This window comes from Streptomyces sp. CGMCC 4.7035, assembly GCF_031583065.1.
Classification (GTDB): domain Bacteria; phylum Actinomycetota; class Actinomycetes; order Streptomycetales; family Streptomycetaceae; genus Streptomyces; species Streptomyces yaanensis.
Genome location: NZ_CP134053.1, coordinates 4911045 through 4929832 on the forward strand (window position 1 = coordinate 4911045; position 18788 = coordinate 4929832).

Annotated in this window: 24 protein-coding genes; 15 read left to right on the forward strand and 9 right to left on the reverse strand. The window is 68.8% G+C overall.

Annotated features, from left to right (window positions below):
* Positions 1–135 precede the first annotated feature (135 nt).
* Positions 136–489, forward strand: a complete 354-nt coding sequence (locus tag Q2K21_RS35845) for a hypothetical protein (protein WP_386276354.1) — start codon at positions 136–138, stop codon at positions 487–489.
* Here the strand turns inward: Q2K21_RS35845 and Q2K21_RS21245 are convergent.
* Positions 432–878 carry a MarR family winged helix-turn-helix transcriptional regulator gene (locus Q2K21_RS21245; RefSeq protein ID WP_310773353.1) on the reverse strand — a complete coding sequence of 149 codons (447 nt, stop codon included), beginning with the start codon at positions 876–878 and terminating at the stop codon, positions 432–434. The two genes, Q2K21_RS35845 and Q2K21_RS21245, sit on opposite strands and share 58 nt — an antisense overlap.
* Positions 879–1037: 159 nt before the next feature.
* Between Q2K21_RS21245 and Q2K21_RS21250 the strand changes: the two genes are divergently transcribed.
* The 3 genes from Q2K21_RS21250 to Q2K21_RS21260 are packed head-to-tail and all read left to right on the forward strand — an operon-like array spanning position 1038 to position 3763.
* The gene (locus Q2K21_RS21250; protein ID WP_310773355.1) at positions 1038–1760 is read left to right on the forward strand and encodes a hypothetical protein; all 723 of its coding nucleotides are present in this window, start codon (positions 1038–1040) and stop codon (positions 1758–1760) included.
* Complete coding sequence (locus Q2K21_RS21255; RefSeq protein WP_310773358.1) at positions 1729–2823, forward strand: cupin domain-containing protein; 1095 nt, start codon at positions 1729–1731, stop codon at positions 2821–2823. Before Q2K21_RS21250 ends, Q2K21_RS21255 begins: the two co-directional genes overlap by 32 nt.
* Positions 2824–2845: 22 nt before the next feature.
* Positions 2846–3763, forward strand: a complete 918-nt coding sequence (locus Q2K21_RS21260) for a fumarylacetoacetate hydrolase family protein (protein ID WP_310773360.1) — start codon at positions 2846–2848, stop codon at positions 3761–3763.
* Here Q2K21_RS21260 and Q2K21_RS21265 read toward each other — a convergent pair.
* The 3 genes from Q2K21_RS21265 to Q2K21_RS21275 all read right to left on the reverse strand — a co-directional run bounded on the left by Q2K21_RS21265 (position 3760) and on the right by Q2K21_RS21275 (position 5417).
* Positions 3760–4200, reverse strand: coding sequence for a MarR family winged helix-turn-helix transcriptional regulator (locus tag Q2K21_RS21265; protein ID WP_310773362.1), 441 nt, complete (start codon positions 4198–4200; stop codon positions 3760–3762). The genes Q2K21_RS21260 and Q2K21_RS21265 overlap by 4 nt on opposite strands.
* Before the next feature lie 215 nt (positions 4201–4415).
* Positions 4416–4964, reverse strand: a complete 549-nt coding sequence (locus Q2K21_RS21270) for a hypothetical protein (RefSeq protein ID WP_310773365.1) — start codon at positions 4962–4964, stop codon at positions 4416–4418.
* 39 nt (positions 4965–5003) lie between these two features.
* On the reverse strand, positions 5004–5417 hold the full coding sequence (locus Q2K21_RS21275) for a YhgE/Pip domain-containing protein (protein WP_310773367.1): 414 nt from the start codon (positions 5415–5417) through the stop codon (positions 5004–5006).
* 131 nt (positions 5418–5548) lie between these two features.
* Here Q2K21_RS21275 and Q2K21_RS21280 point away from each other — a divergent pair, with 131 nt between their 5' ends.
* Together Q2K21_RS21280 and Q2K21_RS21285 are read left to right on the forward strand one after the other, a co-directional pair.
* A complete protein-coding gene (locus Q2K21_RS21280) occupies positions 5549–6928 on the forward strand; it encodes a ferredoxin reductase family protein (protein ID WP_310773370.1) in 1380 nt (459 codons plus the stop codon).
* Between the two features lie 24 nt (positions 6929–6952).
* A complete protein-coding gene (locus Q2K21_RS21285; RefSeq protein WP_310773372.1) occupies positions 6953–7378 on the forward strand; it encodes a MarR family winged helix-turn-helix transcriptional regulator in 426 nt (141 codons plus the stop codon).
* 74 nt (positions 7379–7452) lie between these two features.
* Here the strand turns inward: Q2K21_RS21285 and Q2K21_RS35850 are convergent, their stop codons facing one another.
* The 4 genes from Q2K21_RS35850 to Q2K21_RS21295 form a co-directional block, all read right to left on the reverse strand.
* On the reverse strand, positions 7453–8373 hold the full coding sequence (locus Q2K21_RS35850; protein ID WP_386276341.1) for a hypothetical protein: 921 nt from the start codon (positions 8371–8373) through the stop codon (positions 7453–7455).
* A gap of 48 nt (positions 8374–8421) precedes the next feature.
* Positions 8422–8877: an MFS transporter gene (locus Q2K21_RS35855; RefSeq protein WP_399045625.1), complete on the reverse strand. Its 456-nt coding sequence runs from the start codon at positions 8875–8877 to the stop codon at positions 8422–8424.
* Complete coding sequence (locus Q2K21_RS35860; RefSeq protein ID WP_386276339.1) at positions 8766–9494, reverse strand: MFS transporter; 729 nt, start codon at positions 9492–9494, stop codon at positions 8766–8768. The genes Q2K21_RS35855 and Q2K21_RS35860 overlap by 112 nt, the downstream gene beginning before the upstream one ends.
* Positions 9495–9744: 250 nt before the next feature.
* Positions 9745–10542 (reverse strand): IclR family transcriptional regulator, encoded by a 798-nt coding sequence (locus Q2K21_RS21295; protein WP_310773374.1) that lies wholly within the window; start codon positions 10540–10542, stop codon positions 9745–9747.
* Between the two features lie 202 nt (positions 10543–10744).
* Between Q2K21_RS21295 and Q2K21_RS21300 the strand changes: the two genes are divergently transcribed.
* The 9 genes from Q2K21_RS21300 to Q2K21_RS21340 are packed head-to-tail and all read left to right on the forward strand — an operon-like array spanning position 10745 to position 18224.
* On the forward strand, positions 10745–11617 hold the full coding sequence (locus Q2K21_RS21300) for a type 2 periplasmic-binding domain-containing protein (protein WP_310773376.1): 873 nt from the start codon (positions 10745–10747) through the stop codon (positions 11615–11617).
* Positions 11617–12642 carry an NAD(P)/FAD-dependent oxidoreductase gene (locus Q2K21_RS21305; RefSeq protein ID WP_310773379.1) on the forward strand — a complete coding sequence of 342 codons (1026 nt, stop codon included), beginning with the start codon at positions 11617–11619 and terminating at the stop codon, positions 12640–12642. Before Q2K21_RS21300 ends, Q2K21_RS21305 begins: the two co-directional genes overlap by 1 nt.
* A gap of 13 nt (positions 12643–12655) precedes the next feature.
* Positions 12656–12985 carry an indolepyruvate ferredoxin oxidoreductase subunit alpha gene (locus Q2K21_RS21310; RefSeq protein ID WP_310773381.1) on the forward strand — a complete coding sequence of 110 codons (330 nt, stop codon included), beginning with the start codon at positions 12656–12658 and terminating at the stop codon, positions 12983–12985.
* Positions 12986–12987: 2 nt separating this feature from the next.
* A complete protein-coding gene (locus tag Q2K21_RS21315) occupies positions 12988–14172 on the forward strand; it encodes an FAD-dependent monooxygenase (protein WP_310773383.1) in 1185 nt (394 codons plus the stop codon).
* A gap of 20 nt (positions 14173–14192) precedes the next feature.
* The gene (locus Q2K21_RS21320) at positions 14193–14888 is read left to right on the forward strand and encodes a class II aldolase/adducin family protein (RefSeq protein WP_310773386.1); all 696 of its coding nucleotides are present in this window, start codon (positions 14193–14195) and stop codon (positions 14886–14888) included.
* Positions 14885–15979, forward strand: a complete 1095-nt coding sequence (locus Q2K21_RS21325) for a cupin domain-containing protein (RefSeq protein ID WP_310773388.1) — start codon at positions 14885–14887, stop codon at positions 15977–15979. Before Q2K21_RS21320 ends, Q2K21_RS21325 begins: the two co-directional genes overlap by 4 nt.
* On the forward strand, positions 15976–16812 hold the full coding sequence (locus tag Q2K21_RS21330) for a fumarylacetoacetate hydrolase family protein (protein WP_310773391.1): 837 nt from the start codon (positions 15976–15978) through the stop codon (positions 16810–16812). Before Q2K21_RS21325 ends, Q2K21_RS21330 begins: the two co-directional genes overlap by 4 nt.
* The gene (locus tag Q2K21_RS21335; protein WP_310773393.1) at positions 16802–17539 is read left to right on the forward strand and encodes a maleylpyruvate isomerase family mycothiol-dependent enzyme; all 738 of its coding nucleotides are present in this window, start codon (positions 16802–16804) and stop codon (positions 17537–17539) included. Before Q2K21_RS21330 ends, Q2K21_RS21335 begins: the two co-directional genes overlap by 11 nt.
* Before the next feature lie 34 nt (positions 17540–17573).
* Positions 17574–18224 carry an MBL fold metallo-hydrolase gene (locus Q2K21_RS21340; RefSeq protein ID WP_310773395.1) on the forward strand — a complete coding sequence of 217 codons (651 nt, stop codon included), beginning with the start codon at positions 17574–17576 and terminating at the stop codon, positions 18222–18224.
* 99 nt (positions 18225–18323) lie between these two features.
* Here Q2K21_RS21340 and Q2K21_RS21345 read toward each other — a convergent pair whose 3' ends face one another.
* Positions 18324–18782 (reverse strand): MFS transporter, encoded by a 459-nt coding sequence (locus tag Q2K21_RS21345; RefSeq protein ID WP_310773398.1) that lies wholly within the window; start codon positions 18780–18782, stop codon positions 18324–18326.
* Between the last annotated feature and the right edge of the window lie 6 nt (positions 18783–18788).

An 18788-nucleotide genomic window follows, 5' to 3' on the forward strand; every position in this document is an offset into this window, starting at 1 on the left:
GGCGACTGGGCCCAGGTGACGGAGAGCGCGAAAGGTGAGCGGGTCGCAGCCACCGACACCGAGTTCGCACCCTTGGCGCCGCACCCGAACAAGATCATCTCCCTTGGCCTGAACTACGCCACGCACATCAAGGAGATGGGCCGGGACACGCCTCGGTACCCGACGCCGTTCGCAAAGTACGACGGCTCGCTCATCGGGGCCCATGCCCCGGTCACGCTTCCCGTGGTCAGCGACAGCGTGGACTGGGAGGTCGCGGTCTTCGGAGCCCAGCGGTCGGCCAGCAGGACCACCCCGTCCCGCATGGGGACACGCAGGCCGCGCTCGACGGTCACGTTCCTGGTGAGGGGCGGAGGCAGGCGCAGGGTGCGCTGGGCGAGGTGGCTGTGCAGGTTCATCGCGCTTCTCCAGTGGGCGCCGGGCACCGGACGGGGCTACTGCCCGGCTCCGGCTTCCAGGTTGTGGATCACTCGCGCGGTCAGGTCCAGATAGGTCGCGATCTCCGCGTCGGTGAGGCCCGCGGTGGCGGCTCCGTTCACCGCCAGGGCTGCAGAGAGCAGTTTCTGCTCGATCTCCCGGGCATGTTCGGTCAGATGCACTCGGGTGCGGCGTCGGTCGGAGGGGTCGGGAACGCGCCGGACGAGTCCGTCGCGCTCCATGCGCTGCAAGGTGTTCGCCATGGTCGGCTGCTCTACGCGGACCCGGTCGCACAACTCGCGTTGCGACAGGCCGTCCTGCTCGAACAGGGCGAGGAGCTGGGCGAACTGGCCGCGGACAACTCCGTACGGCGCTATGCGGACAGCGAGCGCCTGAGCGAACAGGCGAGCCATATGGTTCACCTGGTAGCCGACCGAGCTCTCACGAGACAGTGCGTCCGCCATATCCGTTTCCTCCCATGGTTTCCATCCATACATTTACATAGCAAGCTATGTAAATCAAGAAGCACGCTTCACGCTTCGCAATGCTTGCCATTCTCGCGTATTCCACAATTGCGATCACTGTTCTGCATCATGCGACATCTCTCTCTACGAGGAGCCGTTGTGAGCGAGCACGTCGCCGAGCAGGTCGGCCTCCAAGAGACACGACGCATCCCGGCACCGGACCCGGATCGCGAACCGCTCAAGGCCAACGTCTTCGTATCCATGGCCAAGGCCGCCTCACAGCTGACGCCCCTATTCCCCTACGACCACGCCGGCTCGATCGTCCCCTGCGGGGCCGTCCTGATCGGCGGCCCCGACAACGAGTACGGACACTTCTTCCACTGGAACGCGGTGAACGAGGTGGCCATCACCTACGGCTCCAACGAGGCGATGCTCGCCACGGGCCAGATCATGGCGACCCAGCACCTGCACGGGGTGAACTCCTTCCTGCGAGACGAGAAGAATCCCCAGACCGAGGCGCTCATCGCCCGCTGCAGGAACTGCAAGGAAGAGCTGGTCCGTTACGACTACGACTCGACGCCGTTCCCGCTCCCCCGTTACGACGCGGCCCGCTACGGCGAGTCCGACTCCCCGGTACGTCAGTTCCCCACCACGCTCGGCTCCATCGAGTTCGTCGACCGACGCAACTCGGAGCAGGGCCGCACCTGTCGATCCTGCCGCCACGTCAACGACCCCTTCCCGGCGGAGATCTGGGGCTGGGCACGGACGGTGATCCAGACCCATGCCGTGACCAGAGCCCACCACGCACTGCGCGAGGCCGCCTCCGCACAGCACGAGCAGGAGAAAGCGCGTGCCGACTCGGCGATTCGACGCACCCGGTGATCCGGCACTGAGCGACCTGCACGGGGACCTCGCGGAGAGAGACCTCCAGCCGCTGTGGGAGCTGAGCGGTCTGCTCACCCCCACCCCGAGGGCCAGGGCGGTGCCGTATCGCTGGCGCGGCAAGGAGCTGCGCGAACTGGGCGGACGTGCCGGGGACTTGGTACCGGTGGACCGAGGCGGTAACCGCCGGGTGCTGTCACTCAGCAATCCCGAGCTCGGGGGTGGTCCGTACGCATCCGCCCCTCTGTGGGGTGCGCTGCAGTACCTCGGGCCTCGGGAGGCGGCGCCCGCGCACCGGCACACTCCCGCCGCACTGCGCTTCGTCCTGGAGGGCGAGGGCGTGTGGACGATGGTGAACGGCGATCCGCTGCGCATGGCGGCCGGGGACCTCGTGCTCACCCCCAGTTGGACCTGGCACGAGCACCACAGCCCCGGCGACGCCCCGATGACCTGGTTCGACGCACTCGACCTGCCCTTGGTCGAGGCGTTGGAGGCGGTGTTCTTCGAACCGGGGCCCGAGCCCGCGGCGCAGTCCGCCGACCCTGCTCGTTCCGCCTCGGAGCGCCGTTTCGGAGCAGGCCCGGGCCTGCTCCCCGGTAAGCGGCCCACACGGCCGACTGCCCACTCCCCGCTCCTGCGTCACCGCTGGGCCGACACCGACCGCGCGCTGGCGAGCCAGTTCACCGTGCCGGATGCGGAGACCTCCGCCACGGGGCACGCACACGTCCGCTTCGCGGATCCGACGAGCGGCCGCGACGTCATGCCGACCATGCGATGCGAGATGCACCGCTACATGCCCGGCCACTCGGCTCCGGCCCTGCGGTGCACGGGCTCCTCACTCACCGCCGTCTTCCATGGTGCCGGTTTCGTGGTCCTCGACGGAACCCGGTACGACATCGCCCCCGGTGACCTGATCGCCGTCCCTTCCTGGACGTCGGTGACCGTCGTCGCGGAGGAGTCGCTCGACCTGTTCACGGTCAGCGACGCCCCCGTTCTGGAGGCTCTTTCCCTGTATCGCGAGGAAGCAGCCACCGACTCCGTCGAGATCACTCCGGCCCGCTGAAGCTCACATCTGGAGAGCCCGCATGCGCATCGCCTGCTTCGACGACGACCGTATCGGTCTCGTACGGGACGGTCGTGTCCTGGACATCACCGACCGCCTCACCGCCCGCCTTGCCCCGGGTCCCGGCAGCCTCGCCCGCCGCATGGTCGCGCACTTCGCCCACATCCGTCCGCTGCTGGAGGAACTGGCCGCCGGGGCCGGCCCGTCGGCGGGACTGCCGTTGGACGAGGTACGGCTGCGCTCCCCCATACCCGATCCCACGAAGATCGTGGCCGCTCCTGTCAACTACCGCGATCACCAAACCGAGATGAGCAAGGCCTTCCACATCAGCGCGCTCGGCTTCTGCCTCAAGTCCCCGTCCTCGCTCCTCGATCCGGGCGGCACGGTCCGCCTGCCGTACTGCGACCGTCGCTTCGACCACGAGGCCGAGTTCGCCCTCGTCGTCGGCCGCCGTGCCACTCATGTAACCCCCGAGGAGGCCTTGGACCACGTCTTCGGCTACACGGGCCTGATGGACATCACCATGCGGGGCGGCGAGGACCGGTCCACACGGAAGTCCTTCGACACCTTCACGCCGATGGGGCCCTGGCTCGTCACTCCGGACGAACTCGGCTCGCCCGACGACGTCGGCCTGGAGCTGACCGTCAACGGCGCGCCACGGCAGAAGGCCAACACCCGTGACCTCATCTGGTCGGCCGCCCACTTCCTCGCCTACGTCTCGACGGTCACCGTGCTGAAACCCGGCGACGTGATCACCACCGGCACACCGGCCGGCGTCGCCCCGATCCAGGACGGCGACGCCGTCGAGCTGATCGTGGACCGCGTCGGCCGACTCACCGTCGGCGTCACGGCCGAAAGCGCGGTCCCCTGCCCGACCGGCGGCGCGGGGCGGGGCCCGGTACCTCCGGCGGCTCCGCGGACCGGTCTCTCGGAACTCTAGGCGAGGGCGTCGGGGTTCAGTTCCTCGATCAGGCGGTACAGCAGACGATGAATGGTGCTGCTGTCGTCGGGCGAGAGCGGCGCGGTCGTCTCCGATTCGATGCGCCGGGAAATCGCCGCCGCACGGGCGGCCGCGGCGCGCCCCTCGTCGGTGGCGAACAGACACATGCTGCGGCGGCTGGTCGGGTGCGGCTCACGACGCAGCAGCCCTCGCTGAATGAGCTGGTTCGCCGCGGCCCCCATCGACTGGGCCGTGATGTCGGACCGGCGCGCGATGTCCGCGGCGGAGAGTCCCGGCGTCCGCACGGTGTGGAGCAAGGCGTTGTGCTGAGCCAGGGTGAGGTCCTCGTCACGCAGGGCCCGCTCGAATCGTCCGGCGATGATTTGCGCAAACTGCCAGGCGAGGTAGTTGGTGGTAGGAAACGCGTCGTCCTTCACGACCACAGTCTACGAGAAGGCACCTTACTGTTTGCGCGGAGACACCGGGCCGAGGCCGACCTGGAGTGCGCTGTCAACGGCAAGGCCCGGGACCACGGCAATCGTGGTCCCGGGCCTTGCAGCAGCGCCCCACCCGTCCCCACGGAGGGCGCAGCCACCGGGCCGGCCACCCCATACGAACCGGACCGGCAGGTCTCCCGGCGACGAACAGGGCTTCAGCCGGCGACCGCGCGGCGGCGCGGGGCGTGCGAGTCGCGCCAGTAGAGCGTCGCGGCGGCGGCCAGGGTCCACGCCGTCAGAACGACGACGCCGATCACCAGGCCGTCGTTGTTGAAGTGAGACAGGCCCTGCAGGGCGCGCACGCCGACTCCCACCGGGAGGATCTCGGACAGTGGATGCAGCCAGTCCGGCAGATAGGCGGTGGGCATCGTGCCGCCACTGGTGCTGTTGCCGAAGGTCAGCAGGACCACCGAGGCCAGAGACATACCGGCTCGGCCGACCAGGCGCATGAACACCATGGTCGCGCCGCCGACGGCCGCTGCCATCAGCGCGGTGACCCCCGCGATCCCCAGGAAGGAACCGGGCAGCGCGGCGAAACCGAGACTGCCGGTGATCAGCGCCACGATGACGCCCCCAAGGAGGCTGAACGCGGCCAGGCTGGCCATCCGCAAGCGGTACTGCAGGCGCGGCGCCATCTGGTACGTCATCATTCCGAAGAGGAAGCCGGCCAGAACGACGCCGAATCCGGCGTAGAAGACCGACATCCCTCGAGTGTCACCGGCCGAAGCCGGGACGATGTCACGCTAACCGAGCTGGTCCCCGCTCGCCTGGGCGACCGCGGAGAACGCGCCGGTCACGGTGGACGTCACGGACGGGCCGTTGGCTCCGGCGTACAGCAGCTCCGAGGACTTGCCCTCGCCCACCAGGTAGGCGGCGTAGACCTTTCGGTCCTCGACCGCCCGCCGAGCCGAGCTCCCGTCGGCGTAGCGCTTCACCTCGAACCCGCCGGGCAGTCCGCGCTCCAGGCCTTCGTCGATCCGCTCCACCTGTGCGGTGGTGCCGACAACCGCGACCGGCAGGTCGTGCGGCTTCGGGGCATGAAAGGCGGACAGGAACACAGTGACGAAGATGGCGCCGATGGCCAGCACAATCGCGACCGGGAGCAGGACACCCTTCACTCCGGTGGCACCTGGCTCCGCAGGTGCGGCATCCACCACGGGGGGATGGTGTGCGTGGCGCGGTTCGGCGGTCGTGGGTGTGGACATAAGAAGCGAGCCCTCGTTCCCTCGATGTAAGGTGCCTTCTAATTCTACATCAAAATATAAGGTGCCTTATCATTGAGGGGTGCGTGCGACCCGAGGTCACCTCGCTCCCGTCGACAGGGCATGGCGATTCATATAGCATGCTATGTATGTTTCGAAGGCCACGCTGGGGCATCTGGATTCTCGGCTGCGTATTCATCGGCTTGACGGCGAGCGTGCTGCGCCTCGGCCCCACATCGGGATGGCTGACCAGCCTGGCCGTCCTCCCAGGCACACTCGCGTACGCGATGATGGCGACGAATCTGCTGCTCGCGACCCGACAGCCGGTGCTGGAGAGGCTGTTCGGGCCGCTCGATCGGGTCTACGTCGCCCACCGTCTGATCGGGACGATCATCGTCGGAGTGCTGGGGCTGCATCTGGTGCTCATCCCCATCGCGTCGACCGTCGACCGCAGGACGAGCATCCTGGACGACCTCAGCATGGCGCTTCCGCTCGGGGCCGCGGGGACTCTGCTTCTCGTCGGGTCGATCGCCCTCGCGATGAACACCAAGGTGCCCTACGACAAGTGGCAGCGGGTTCACATGGCCACGGGACTCGCTTTTCTCGTGTTGACGGCGCACATGCTCAGCGCTGCGAGCCTGTGGTTCTCCTTGACCGGCCCGCTGGGGGGAGTGCTCGGCTTCTTCGCCCTCCTGGGTATCGCGAGCCTGATCGTCCGCGTGGTGGACAAAGCCCGTGGCGGGGTCCGCTACGCCATCGTCGAGACTGTCCAACGAGAGCGTGGGCTCGAGGTCGTCATGCAGCCGGAAGGGGCACGGCGGATCGCCCCGCAGCGGCCAGGTCAGTTCGTGTTCCTGACGGCAACCGCCGCCGGGGCGCGGGAAACTCACCCCTTCACGTTGACGAGCGCGGAAGGAGACGGCCGGATCAGCGTCCTGATCCGCCCGTCCGGGAACTGGACGGGCGCGGCCCAGACCGGCCTGTCGGTCACCGATCAGGTGCGCGTGGAGGGCCCGCTCGGAGCGTTCACGCCATCGGCGGGAGCCGACGCCCCTCAGCACCAGGTCTGGATCGCGGGAGGAGCCGGCATCACGCCGTTCCTGTCGGTCCTGCGGACGGCGCAGCGCGCGTCGGACGCGGACCAGCCGTCGCACGGGAAGGTCGAACTCGTCGTCGCGGCACGGGATGCCTGCGATGTGCCGTGCTGGGAAGACCTGTCCAAGTACGCCCGCAAGCTGCCGTGGCTGACACTCACTCCGGCGTTCAGCGCGCTGGGCGGAAGGCTCGACGAGGGCGCTGTCGACCGTCTCGCGGCCAGCAGGCCTGAAGGCACCGTATGGTATCTCTGCGGTCCGGCGGGCCTTACGTCTATGATCCAGCACAGGCTGAAGCAGGATTCGAGCGCCCACCGGCAGGTGCACCGTGAACTGTACGAATGGCGGGCGGTGGCACGGGGGCGCCAGTGAGCGCACACCGTTGAAAAGAGGCAGATGGACTTCAATCGCTTCGAATCTGCCGGATTCACGGTCAACTGGTGCGCTCGGTTGTTCGAGCGTCGAATGGCCGAAGTGCTCCGCCCCCTCGGGCTCACCCCGGCATACCTTCCCGCGCTTTTTACGCTGTCCGCCGTCGGCGGGGCGACACAGGGTGAGCTCACGAAGGTCTCGGCGATCCAGCAGCCGACGATGGCCCTCACCCTGCGCCGGATGGAACGCGACGGGTTGATCACCCGGGTTCAGGACGAGGAGGACCGCCGCCGAGCGATCATTCGGCTCACTCCTCGGGCCGAGGAACTCATGCCACAGGTGGAAGAGCTCGCGCGAGGCATCAACGAGGCGGCATTCGCCGGTCTCCCCACCGAAGCACCGGCACAGCTGCTCGCACTGCTGCTGCAGACCGCACGCAATCTCGAATAGGCAGCGGACAGAGGGCAGGGCGTCGGGTGGATCGAAGCCACCCGACGCCCTCACCTTGGTGTTCTGTCTGCCGGTCAGACGCCCGAGCGCCCCCAGCGGGTCTGTTCTTCGTCGAGCAGCCGGGTGGCTATGTTGTCCAGGGCCTGTTCCAGGAAGGCACGGTCGTCCGGGTCGGTGACCGACCAGTCGTCCAGCCGGGTGTCGAGCCAGCGGCGCCACGCCGCTCGGAGGAGCTGGAGTTCGCCTTCGCCGGCCGGGGTGAGCTGGACACGGCCGTCGTCGATCTGAACGTATCCGGCACGCGCGACGCCGGAGAAGACGGGTTCGACGACGTCGCCGGGCACCCGGTGGGCACGGGCTATCGCGTGGATCGTCGCTCCCCCTCCCCAGATACGGGAACGTACGTACGTCTGCCCCAGGACCCAGGCCTGTCCGGGCGTCAGCCGGCTGCCGGAGTCGGCGAGGATCCGCTGGGGAGTGCCGTCGTCCTCGCGCCGCGGTTTCCTCATCACGGCGGCGACAGAGCGTTCCAGCTGGGCGACGCGGTCGGCTGAGTCCGGGGCCGCGAAGCCCTCCCCCAGGTCGGTGGCCCCGGCGCGGGCGCTGTCACGCAAAGGCATCTCCTTGAGGAACCAGGCGGCGGCGAAGCCGACGAGCGCGACGGGGACGACCCAAAGGAAGACGTGGTTGATGGCATCCGCGTAGGCGTCGATGATCGGAGCGGCCTGCGCGGCACGCAGCGCCTTGACGCCTGCCGGACTCTGCACCGCCTCGGCCGGCACTCCGGGGACGGCGGCCAGGGCCTCTTTCAGAGTGGGTCCGAGATCGCTGTTGTAGAGGGTGCCGAAGACGGCCGCGCCGAAGGTGCTGCCCAGGGTCCGGAAGAACGTGACACCCGAGGTGGCGGTACCCAGTTGGGCGTACGGGACGGTGTTCTGCACGACGATCGTCAACACCTGCATGCACAGGCCGATACCGAGTCCCAGAACGAACATGTAGAGGGATTCCAACGGGACACCGGTGTCCCGCCCATATCGTCGACATCAGGAACAGGGCGAGCGCCATGACAGCCGTGCCGGCGAGGGGGAACACCTTTTGTATCGGCCCGTACGGCTGACGACAGTGCCGGAGAGGATCGACGTGCCCAGCAGTCCGACGACCATGGGCAGGGTGCGTACACCGGACGCGGTCGCGGAGACCCCGTCCACATACTGAAGGTAGGTGGGCAAATAGGTCATCGCGCCCAGCATCGCGAAGCCGACGATGAAACTGAGCACGGAACAGACGAGGAAGACAGGACTGCGGAAGAGGCCCATCGGCAGCATGGGCTCCTTGGCCCGGGTCTCGACGAACACGAAGGCCGCGAGCAGGACGAGCGATGCCGCTATCAGCCCGAGGATGGTCGCCGAACTCCAGGCGTACTCGGTGCCGCCCCATTCCAGTGCGAGGACCAGACCGCACGTGCCGAGAGCGACCAGGGCGATGCCGACGTAGTCGATGACGGGTCGCGTCGCGGCCCGCACGGCCGGGATGGTCGGGCCGCCATCGTCACCATGACGACGGCGACGGGCACATTGACGTAGAAGCACCAGCGCCAGCTGACGTGGTCCGTGAGCAGGCCGCCGAGTGTCGGTCCCACGACCGTGGTGACGCCGAAGACGGCGCCGAGCGCTCCTTGATACCTACCGCGTTCGCGGAGCGGGATCACGTCCGCGATCAGGGCCATCGCTGTGACCATCAACCCGCCACCGCCGATGCCCTGGACAGCGCGGGCGGCAATCAGCATCACCATGCTGTTGGCGGCTCCGGCAATCACCGATCCCGCCACGAAGACGACCGCGCTCGCCTGGAAGACCCGCTTCCGTCCGAACAGGTCGCCGAACTTGCCCACCAGAACTGTCGATACCGCTTCGGCCAGCATGTACGCGCTGACCACCCACGCCATGTGACCCGTACCGCCGAGGTCGGCGACGATCGTCGGCAGCGCCGTGGACACGATCGTCTGGTCGATCGCCGCGAGGAGCACGCCTAGCAGGATGGTGACGAAGACGATGTTCGTCTGCCGTCTACTCAGCCTCGGAGACGCAATGGTGGAAGTGGGGGTCGTGACAGCCATTTGCCGGGCCTTCTCTGGTGTGCCGTTCGGACTGGGGAAAGTCGAGTCGGTCTGCGTCAGCGCCGGCTGCGGAGCACGGAGGCGCCTCGGCCCCGCGATCGGAGACGGGGTCAGCTGATTCCGTCGAAGGCGTTCGGGTTTCCCGACTCGGGAAGCGGTCGCAGCTTCCGCTCCCCTCTCCACGGAAGAGGTCGGGAGCCCTCCGAGGGGCGACAGTCACGCCCGGTCGTCCGCCCGTGTCGGTGGCGCGTCAGCCGATGCGCTCGCGCAGTTCCCCGGAGATGCGCATCACGGACGCCGTAGCCATCTCGACCCACGCCTCGTCCACGCGGGAGCGGGGCGCCGACACCGCGATCGCGGCACGGGCACGGCCATGCCTGTCCCGCACAACCGCGCCCACCCCATAGACGTCGGCCTCGCTCTCGCCGTCACTGGTCGCATAACCGCGCTGCCGGATCGCCGCCAGCTCGGGACGGAGCACCTCGAGCGTGTCGAATGTCCGCGGGGTGAGCGCCTCGAGGTCGCCGGTCGGGTAGAGCGCTGCCAGGTCCGCCTCCGGCAGCTCGGCGAGCAGGACCTTGCCGATCGCCGTCGCGTGCGCGGGGAGGATCCAGCCGACGCCGCTTCTCGTACGCACGGCCCGCGTGCCCTCGACGCTGTCCAGGTACACCACGTCGGCCCCTCGCAAGGTGGCGAGGTGAGCCGTCTCCCCCGTCTCGTCCCGCAGTCGCACCAGCGCCTCTCGGGAGATCGCGCGGATGTCGATGTTCACGACGACGGATAGACCGATGTCGACCAAGGCCGGCCCGGGCCGGTAGCCACGGGACTCGGGGTCCCGCTCCACGAACTGGTGGTGCCCGAGAGTCGCCAGCATCCGGTGAACCGTGGAACGCGACATGCCCAGGTCGCGTGCCACCTGGTTGACGCGGATCACTTCGTGATCTTCGAACATGCGCAGCACGTGCAGCACGTTGACGACAGCCCCGATGAGCCCCGAGGAGGGCTCCACCTGAGCCGACTCGTCAAGGGCGTCGTTTTCTCCAGCCACGCAGAGCACGTTATCCCAGGATTTTCCAGCCTTGCTCAGGCTTCCAAAAAGGGCCACTCTCCGAAACACTGTTCCGCATGATGCGTCATCGCTGATGTTCTGGAGGAGCCGCTATGTTTCAGCGTCTGGACTTGCCCACTGCGTCATCACCACCGCTTCTTCTCCGTCCGGACCTGCCCAGGCCTGTTCGCAGGACTCCCTCATGACCGGCGAGCTCGAGCGGCCGGAGGGCTGGGGCGACTTGCACCAGATCCGTGGTCTGTTCGATCAGGGGCTGCGCCGGCTCGTGTCGAAAGACGTGCGGTACACGATCCGGGCGGGGCGCGGAGGTCTGGACGAGACCGCCGCACTCTTCACCGGGGAAGCAGATATCGCCGTCGTCACGCCGGCTGCGGCGCTGCGCCTCCTCTATCGTTTCGGGGACCTCAAGGGCTTGTTCGCTCTGGGGGTGATCCCACGCCGCGGCAGTCTTGTCGTCGCGGCCGACGCCACTCTGGGGCTCGACGCCGTCGCCGATCTCGCGACGCACTCTGCTCGCATCACCGTCGCGACGTGCGCCGACGACGGCGTCAGCCTCGTGGGATTCGCCGTGCACAGAGCGTTGCGCATGGCCGGGGTGGGTGGCGGTGACGTGGACTTCGTCTACGACGAGCATCCTGCCGCCCGCTACGCCTCAGGCGCGGCAGACGTCGTGATCCACGACCCGATGGCCACGCCCGATTGGCGGGCAGTCGTGGCCGAGCGGCAGGTGAGGTACCTGCCCTGGGGCGATCGGGTGCTGCACGGCTTCGCCGCGCAGGGCTGGCTCCCCCGAATCGCGCGAGCGGGTCAACTCCCCCCGCTGATAGACGACTTGCCCGCACTCGACTGCTCCGACTTCGCGGTGCTGTGCCGCGCGGACCTGGACGAGGGACTCGCCCGCCTGACTGCCCGATACCTGGCCCGGGGCTGCTGTCCTGCCGAAGCCGCCGCAGTGGCACGCACCCCGCTTCCGCTGCATCCGGGGGCCGCCCGTGCCTACGCCGAACTCGTCGCCGACGAAGCCGTCGCCGACGTATCTCTGGGGAGCCGATGATGTCCGATTCCGTCCAGCGGCCGGGGCCGCCTGCCTCGTGCGAGACCGAACTCCTCGTCGTGGGCGCCGGCCCCGCCGGTCTCTTCGCCTGCTATTACGCGGGGATGAGGGGGCTCGAAGTGACCCTCCTGGACAGCCTGCCCCACCTCGGCGGCCAGGTGGCCGCCCTCTACCCGGACAAGGAGATCTTCGACGTCGCCGGGTTCCCGGCCGTCACCGGTCGTGAACTGGTCGACCGGCTGACTCGACAGGCTGAGAGCGCCGCACCGTCCGTCGTGCTCGGGGAAGGCGCCGTAGACCTGCGCCGGGACGACGCGGACGCGGTCACCGTCACCACCGACGCGGGACGCGTCATCCGCGCGGGTGCTGTGCTGATCACCGCCGGCATCGGCCGCTTCACCCCGCGACCCCTGCCCGCCCTGGACGGGTTCACCGGCGACGGCGTCCACCACCTGGTCGCTCCTCCCCACGAATACGCCGAGCGCCAGGTTGTGATCGTCGGCGGCGGCGACAGTGCCGTCGACTGGGCCAACGCCCTTGCCCCGCACGCGCGTCAGGTGACACTCGTGCACCGCCGGGTCAGGTTCCGCGCCCACGAGCATTCGGTGAGCCGACTCATGGACTCCCCGGTGCGGGTCCTCACCAACAGCGAGATCGCCGACGTACACGGTGCCGAGTCGCTCAAGGCCGTGACCGTACGCGACTGCGGAACCCAGGGGCTGGAGACGGTCGAGGCGGACGTCCTGATCCCCGCCCTGGGCCACATCGCCTCGCTCGGCCCCCTCACCACGTGGGGACTCACGCTCGACAAGCAGCAGATCCAGGTGGACACCGACATGCGCACCGGTGTGGACCGCGTCTACGCCGCCGGTGACATCACCACCTACCCAGGCAAGGTCCGGCTGATGGTCGTGGGCTTCGGCGAGGCCGCCACCGCGGTCAACAACATCGCCGTACGCCTGCGGCCCGACGAGGACCTCTTCCCCGGCCACTCAAGCGAACGCCCACCGATCCCGACCCCCTGAAGGAGGACGCCTCATGGGTTACGTGATCAACGACAAGTGCATCAACGAACTCGACGGCTCCTGCGTCGACGTGTGCCCCGTGGACAGCATCTACGAGGGACTCACCAAGCGCTACATCAATCCCACCGAATGCATCGACTGCGGGGCCTGCCTGCCCGAGTGCCCGGTCGACGCCATCGCCACGCCCAAGAAGGCCGACCCCACCTGGGCCCAGGACAACGCCGAGTTCTTCTCGGTGACCCTGCCCGGGAAGGACGCCCCGCTGGAGAGCCCCGGCGGCGCGTACGGAACCGGCCCCATCGGAGTGGACACCCCACTCGTCGCCAACTGGAACAAGGAGTGACCGTGCGACACGTCCCACTGCTCATCATCGGAGGCGGCATAGGTGGCATGGCCACCGGCCTGGCCCTCGCGCAGGCCGGCTTCGAAGTTCATATCGTCGAGCAGGCACCTGAGTTCGCCGAGATCGGCGCGGGCATCCAGCTCGCCCCGAACGCCATGCGGATCCTCGACTCCCTCGGCGTCCTCGACGCCATCGACGAGGTGGCCGTACGCCCGCGCAATCTGGTGTTCATGCACGCCGACACCGGCAAGCACCTGACGACGATCGACTTCGGTGCCGCCTTCCGCGAGCGCTACGGGCAGTCGTACAGCGTGCTGCACCGCGGCGACCTGCTCGACGTCCTGCTTGCCGCCTGCCGCGAGCACCCCAAGGTCACCCTGGAGAACAACCGCCAGGTCGTCGACATCGAGGACCACACCACCACCGCCGTCGTCCACTTCTCCGACGGTGAGAGCTACCGCACCGACGCCCTGATCGGCGCCGACGGCCTGAAGTCCCGCACCCGGCAGCTCCTCTCCGACGACCGTCCCATCACGGACGCGTACGTCGCCTACCGCGGTGCGCTGCCCATGAACCAGATCGCCTTGCCCGTCGAGCAGGACGACGAGATCATCTGGATCGGCCCCAACAGGCACCTGGTCCAGTACCCGATCCGGCGCGGCGAGCTCTACAACCAGGTCGCCGTCTTCCGCAGCTCCCAGTACACGCCGGAGATCGAACACACCGACCAGTGGGGCGGGCCGGACGAACTCGAGCAGGCCTTCGCCACGTCATGCGAGCAGGTCCGCGCATCAGTGAAGATGTTCAACACGTCCAGGCGCTGGCCGATGTACGACCGAGAGCCCCTGGACAACTGGACCCGCGGGCGCATCACCCTGCTCGGCGACGCCGCACACCCCATGTTCCAGTACCTGGCCCAGGGGGCCTGCCAGGCCATCGAGGACGCCGAATGCCTGGCCCGGCAGCTGACCAAGCACAGCGGCGACATCGATGAGGCCTTCGCCGCCTACCAGGCGGAACGGATCCCCCGCACCGCGCTCGTGCAGCGCGTCGCCCGCGGCTGGGGCCAGGTCTGGCACGCCGAGAACGGCTCCACGATCTCGGCCTTGCGCGACCGCGTCTTCGGACGCCGCAGCGCCGACGACTACACCGACCTGGACTGGCTGTACCAGGCGTTCGCCGCCTGACCCGACCTACGAGGACCGTGATGAAAGAAGAGATCGACGAGACCGTACGGGCCAGCCGCGCCCTGGCCGCCGCCGGCCTGACCGACATGGTGTGGGGACACGCCGCCGTTCGCGACCCGGAGAGCGACGGCGTCTGGATGAAGGCCTCCGGCTGGGGGTTCGAGGAGATCGGCGCCGAGCGGGTGCTGCTGGTCAGCCGCGCGGGCGAGGTCCTCCACGGAGAGGGCAAGCGGCACATCGAGTACCCGATCCACACCGAGATCATGGCGCGGCGCCCGGAGGTCGGCTGTGTCGTGCACCTGCACGCACCAGCCCTGAGCGCCTTCGCCTCGCTCGACGTACCGCTGCGGCCCATCTCCCACGACGGCACCGTGTTCTGCGACCCGCAGGTGCCGCGCTTCACCAGGACCGGCGCGCTCATCGCCACCGCGGAACTCGGCAAGGCGCTCGCCGACGCGCTCGGCGACGCGCCCGCGTGCCTCATGCCGCAGCACGGCGCCGTCACGGTCGGCCCCGACGCCGGGACCGCCGTGATGTACGCCGTCCTGCTGGAGCGGGCGTGTCGTACGCAGCTCATGGCCATGGCCGCCGGTGGGCCGAAGGTGTGGTCCGACGACGAGGAGGCGGCCTTCAAGCGCGAGCAGATCTGGAATCCCACTCAGCTCGGCGCCGGCTGGAACTATCTGGGACGCCTCTCGAAAAGGACCTTCTCGTGACCGAAGCGCAGGCACCCGCGGCGTCTGCCGGACAGGCCGAAGTCTCCGCCGCGGAGAAGCAGTTGTACGAGGACTTCAACCGGCTCGGGCTGATCCCGCTGTGGACCGAGCGCGAGGACCTCATGCCGATGACGCCTGCGCCGCAGGCCACCGCGCACATCTGGCATTGGGACGACCTGTACCCGGTGGCCGCCCGCGCGGGCGATCTCATCCCCGTGGGACGCGGCGGGGAGCGGCGCGCCATCGCCGTGTCCAACCCGGGCCTGCCCGGGCTCCCGTACGCGACTCCCACTCTGTGGGCGGCCATCCAGTACCTCGGCCCGAACGAGGTCGCGCCGGCCCACCGGCACAGTCAGAACGCGTTCCGGTTCGTCCTCGAGGGCGAAGGTGTGTGGACGGTCGTCGACGGTGATCCCGTGGCCATGCGCAGGGGCGATCTTCTGCTCACGCCGGGATGGCAGTTCCACGGGCACCACAATCCGCACCCTCAGCCGATGGCCTGGCTGGACGGTCTGGACATCCCGTTCGTGTCCGGCACCGACACCGGTTTCTTCGAGTTCGGCGAGGACGGGGTGACCGATCGGTCGACCCCGCGCCGTTCCCGCTCCGAGCGCGTGTGGGGGCACCCGGGCCTGCGTCCGCTCTCCGCGATGGCGAAGGACACGCCCAACTCACCATTGGCCGCCTATCGTTGGGAACACACCGACGCGGCGCTGACGGCTCAGCTCGAAGTCGCCGCCGAAGGACACCCCTCGGTCCTGGCGGAACCCGGCCATGCCGCCGTGCGCTTCAGCAACCCCACCACGGGGGCCGACGCACTGACCACACTGCGCACCGAGATGCACCGCGTCGCCGCCGGGCACCGCACCGCGGCCGTCCGCGAGACCGGGTCGAGCGTGTGGCAGGTCTTCGACGGGTCCGGCGCCATCACCCTCGACGGAAAGCGCACCGACGTCGTACGCGGCGACATCATCGCCGTGCCGTCGTGGTGCGAGGTCGCCATCGAGGCCCGCACCGACCTGGACCTCTTCCGGTTCAGCGACGCCCCCATCTTCGAACGTCTCAACCTCGCCCGCAGGGAGTGCTCATGAAGCTCGCCACCATCCGCACCGGCACCGGCACGGCCGCCGTCCGTATCGACGAGACGGAAGCGGTCGAGACCGGTCACCCGGACGTCGGCGCGCTGCTCGCCGAGGACGGCTGGCGTGAGCTGGCCGCGACCGCCGACGGTGCCCGGCACGCCCTGGACGGGCTCGACTACGCGCCGGTCGTGCCTCGCCCTCAGAAGATCTTCTGCGTGGGCCTCAACTACCGGTCCCACATCCTCGAGATGGGCCGAGAGCTGCCCCAGTACCCCACGCTCTTCGCCAAGTTCCCCGCCGTCCTGATCGGCGCCTACGACGACATCGTGCTGCCGGCGGCGTCGCAGGCCATGGACTGGGAGGGCGAGATGGCGGTCGTCATCGGAGCGCGGGCCCGCAACGTCACCGAGGAGCAGGCCGACGGGCACATCGCGGGATACGCCGTCCTCAACGACGTCACGGCCCGGGACTGGCAGTACCGCACCAAGGAGTGGCTGCAGGGCAAGAACTTCGAGGCCACCACACCGTTCGGACCCGTCCTGGTGACCTCCGACGAGGCAGGCTCCGGCTCCCGCACCCTCACCACCGAGGTCGACGGGGAGACCAAGCAGCAGGCCGACACCGGCGACCTGGTCTTCGAGGCCGCGGCCCTGGTGTCCTACCTGTCGACGATCATCACGCTGGAGCCCGGGGACGTCATCGCCACCGGCACTCCCGGCGGTGTCGGCCAGGCCCGTGCGCCCAAGGAGTACCTCGGCGACGGCACCGTACTCACCACCCGGATCGAAGGCCTCGGCGAGTGCCGCAACCACTGCGTCCAGGAGAAGCCCCATGACGCGTGAGGCCGCCTCTCGTCCTCTTCTGTTCAAGTGGCTGGACGAGGGGACGAGTGTGCTGCGCGGCCAAATCGACGGGGCCGACGAGGCATGGGTGACCGCCCCGTCCACGCTGCCCGGCTGGACCATTGCTCACCTGCTCACTCACCTGGCACGCAACGCCGACGCTCTCAACAACCTGGTCACCTGGGCCGCCACGGGCGTGGAGACGCTCATGTATCCCCACGGCGCGGCGGGGCGTCTGCGTGACATCGAGGAAGGCGCTCACCGGGCCCCGCAGGTGATCCTCAAGGACGTCCGCGACAGCGCCGTCCGGCTCCAGCAGTCCCTCGACGAGATGCCGGACGCCGCCTGGACCCGTACAGTGCGCACCGCCCAGGGACGCCTCGTGGATGCGGCCCTCATCCCCTGGTTGCGGATCCGGGAGGTGTGGATCCATCTCGTCGATCTGGGCACCGGCATCACGTTCGCCGCACTGCCCGAGGATCTGGCCACAGCCCTGCTACCGGACGTCGTCGCCACACTGGTCCGGCACGATGACTGCCCGGCCATGATCGTCCGTGCCGAGCCGGGCGGACTCTCGTTGACGACAAGGCCCAACGAGCCCCTCGCCACCACGACCGACGTGAAGGGATCCACCGCGGAGTTGCTTGGCTGGCTCACCGGCCGCACCACCGGCAACGGCCTGACCGCCTCGCCACCCGCCCTGCCGACACTGCCCGCGTGGCTGTAATGCCGACGATTCCCCCTGCCCACCGGAGTACCCGATGAAGATCACACATTTCGGACACGCCTGCGTACTGGTCGAGATCCAGCGCAACGGCAGTACCGCCCGGCTGCTGTTCGATCCGGGCACCTACTCGAACGGCTTCGAGGACGTACGCGACCTCGAAGCCGTATTGATCACGCACGAGCACCCTGACCATGTCGACGTCGAGCGCCTGGGACCGCTGCTCGGTGCGAACCCCGCGGCCCGGCTGATCGCAGACCCGGGCAGCAGCACGCTGCTGCGGGAAGCCGGTCTGCAGCACGAGATCGTCGGCAAGGACGACACCGTCACCGTCGCCGAAGTGCCGATCCAGGTGCTGGCCGGCGATCACGCGGTCATTCATCCCCAACTGCCCTGCACCCACAACAACGGCTACCTGGTCGACGGCCGGCTCCTCCACCCCGGAGACGCCTTCGCTCTCCCGCCGCAGCCGGTGGACGTACTGCTGCTGCCGACCGGCGGGCCGTGGATGAAGGTGAGCGAGGCGATCGACTACCTGCGTGCCGTGGCCCCTCGCATCGCGATCCCCATCCACCAGGCAGGACTTGCACCCGTCCATCAGCAGCTGCACCAGCAGCTGTTCCGCAATCTGGGCCCCGCGCAGTGCAGCGTCCAGGTTCTGGAGCAGGGTACGGCGACCGCTGTGTGACTCCCAGGCCGCGGACGAGGTCCCGTCCGATCGCAAGGATCGGACGGGACCTCCGTCGCGCTGCGGCCGCTCCGATCGCCTCACCAACACCGAGCAGGGTCAGGTGACTTCGCGGAGCGGCTCGAGGCCGGCCAGCGTGACGGCGCTCCCGGTGGCATGGTCACGGCTGCGGGAAAGGAGGAGGACGGCGAGCGCTCCGAGCCCAGCAGGGACAGCGAAGGCGTAGAAGCCGGCCCTCGGCGATGTGAACAGCGCGACGGCGGATGCCAGATACGAGGGGCCGACGATGGCCCCCGCGCGGCCCAGCCCGAGCGTGAACCCCATCCCGGTGCCGTGCAGCGCGGGCGGATGGTGCGCTGCCATGCAAGCAACCACGAGGCTCTGTGTGCCCATCGAGCCTACTCCCGCCACCGCGGAAAGCAGGAGGAGCAGCGGCCTCGGCTGATGGGTGCTCAGGGCCAGGAGAGCTGCTGCTCCGACCAGGAATCCGCCGATGGTGACGGCGCGCAGATGCCCCCTGTCGCCGAGCACGGACAGGCCGATGCTGCCGATTGGCACCGACGG

Excerpts from the sequence above, each read along its gene's own strand:
- Q2K21_RS35845 (WP_386276354.1), top strand. The coding sequence starts at position 136 with ATGGGCCGGGACACGCCTCGGTACCCGACGCCGTTCGCAAAGTACGAC.
- Q2K21_RS21245 (WP_310773353.1), bottom strand. The coding sequence starts at position 878 with ATGGCGGACGCACTGTCTCGTGAGAGCTCGGTCGGCTACCAGGTGAAC.
- Q2K21_RS21260 (WP_310773360.1), top strand. The coding sequence starts at position 2,846 with ATGCGCATCGCCTGCTTCGACGACGACCGTATCGGTCTCGTACGGGAC.
- Q2K21_RS21270 (WP_310773365.1), bottom strand. The coding sequence starts at position 4,964 with ATGTCGGTCTTCTACGCCGGATTCGGCGTCGTTCTGGCCGGCTTCCTC.
- Q2K21_RS21285 (WP_310773372.1), top strand. The coding sequence starts at position 6,953 with ATGGACTTCAATCGCTTCGAATCTGCCGGATTCACGGTCAACTGGTGC.
- Q2K21_RS35850 (WP_386276341.1), bottom strand. The coding sequence starts at position 8,373 with ATGTTCGTTCTGGGACTCGGTATCGGCCTGTGCATGCAGGTGTTGACG.
- Q2K21_RS35860 (WP_386276339.1), bottom strand. The coding sequence starts at position 9,494 with ATGGCTGTCACGACCCCCACTTCCACCATTGCGTCTCCGAGGCTGAGT.
- Q2K21_RS21300 (WP_310773376.1), top strand. The coding sequence starts at position 10,745 with ATGACCGGCGAGCTCGAGCGGCCGGAGGGCTGGGGCGACTTGCACCAG.
- Q2K21_RS21305 (WP_310773379.1), top strand. The coding sequence starts at position 11,617 with ATGTCCGATTCCGTCCAGCGGCCGGGGCCGCCTGCCTCGTGCGAGACC.
- Q2K21_RS21310 (WP_310773381.1), top strand. The coding sequence starts at position 12,656 with ATGGGTTACGTGATCAACGACAAGTGCATCAACGAACTCGACGGCTCC.
- Q2K21_RS21320 (WP_310773386.1), top strand. The coding sequence starts at position 14,193 with ATGAAAGAAGAGATCGACGAGACCGTACGGGCCAGCCGCGCCCTGGCC.
- Q2K21_RS21330 (WP_310773391.1), top strand. The coding sequence starts at position 15,976 with ATGAAGCTCGCCACCATCCGCACCGGCACCGGCACGGCCGCCGTCCGT.
- Q2K21_RS21335 (WP_310773393.1), top strand. The coding sequence starts at position 16,802 with ATGACGCGTGAGGCCGCCTCTCGTCCTCTTCTGTTCAAGTGGCTGGAC.
- Q2K21_RS21340 (WP_310773395.1), top strand. The coding sequence starts at position 17,574 with ATGAAGATCACACATTTCGGACACGCCTGCGTACTGGTCGAGATCCAG.